2 protein-coding genes are annotated in these 1,061 nt (G+C 71.4%); both read left to right on the top strand.

The window, feature by feature from the left end:
* Window positions 1-566: GlxA family transcriptional regulator (locus FVW27_RS16765; RefSeq protein ID WP_167127331.1), on the top strand; the 566-nt coding region annotated here is incomplete at its 5' end.
* Between the two features lie 210 nt (window positions 567-776).
* Window positions 777-1,061: type 1 glutamine amidotransferase family protein (locus tag FVW27_RS16760; RefSeq protein WP_481850173.1), on the top strand; the 285-nt coding region annotated here is incomplete at its 3' end.

Raw genomic sequence — 1,061 nt, 5'->3', positions numbered from 1 at the left:
CCTGCGCCCGGCTGGCCGCCGCCTATCCGGCGGTGCGGGTGGAGCCGGACGCCATCTTCGTGCGGGACGGCGGCGTGGTGACCAGCGCCGGGGTGACGGCGGGCATCGACCTGGCCCTGCATCTGGTGGAAGAAGACCTTGGCCCGGCCACGGCCATGGAGGTGGCCCGGCTGCTGGTGGTGTACCGGCGACGGGTGGGCAACCAGAGCCAGTTCAGCGCGCCGCTGCGGGCTCAGGCGCGGGCCGGGGCGCGATTCGGCCCGCTGCACGTCTGGATGGAAGCGCGCCTGGGCGAGGACCTGGGCGTGGAACGTCTGGCCGGGCAGGCCCACATGAGCCCGCGCCACTTCGCGCGGGTATTTCCGCAGGAAACGGGCATGAGCCCGGCGCGCTACGTGGAGCAGTTGCGGCTGGACCGGGCGCGCGAACTGCTGGAATCGGGCGAATCGCACATGCAGACCGTGGCCGCTGCCGCCGGATTCGGCAGCGAGGAGCGGTTGCGACGGGCCTTCCAGCGGCGAATGGGTGTGACGCCCAGCCAGTATCTGGAGCACTTCAGCGGTTGAGGCGGCGCGCCGGGGCAGGAGCGCGCGTTGATTGTCCGGTGGTGCATGACGCCCTGCGGTTTCGCCATGGCGCGAACTGCGGGGCGTGTGTCGTTGTGGCGGGTTGGCGCGCGGGTGCATGCCGGGGGGGCGTCGGCTGCGCCCGGCATGCGCCAGGCATGCAGCGACCCATCAACCGCGACAACCGCACAACCACGACAGGGAGCACCCATGACCACCTACGGCCTGTACATCTACGAACAGGTGGCGGAGCAGGATTTTGTCGGCCCGCAGCAGGTATTCGCCGCATCACGACACATCGCGGGCGGCAACGACACCATCGTGACCATTGCCGCACGGCCCGGGGCGCTGCGGGGGGCTGGCGGGCTGCGCATGATCCCCGACCACACCTTTGCCGACGCGCCGCCGCTGGACGTGCTGGTGCTGCCCGGCACCGCCGATGTCACCCGGCATGCCCTGTCCGACCCCGGCCTGCTGGAATGGGTGACGGCCCGG

The organism is Nitratidesulfovibrio liaohensis (assembly GCF_011682075.1).
GTDB lineage: Bacteria > Desulfobacterota > Desulfovibrionia > Desulfovibrionales > Desulfovibrionaceae > Cupidesulfovibrio > Cupidesulfovibrio liaohensis.
The sequence above is the reverse complement of the archived record's forward strand: the minus strand, read 5'-3'. Positions and strand labels throughout refer to the sequence as shown.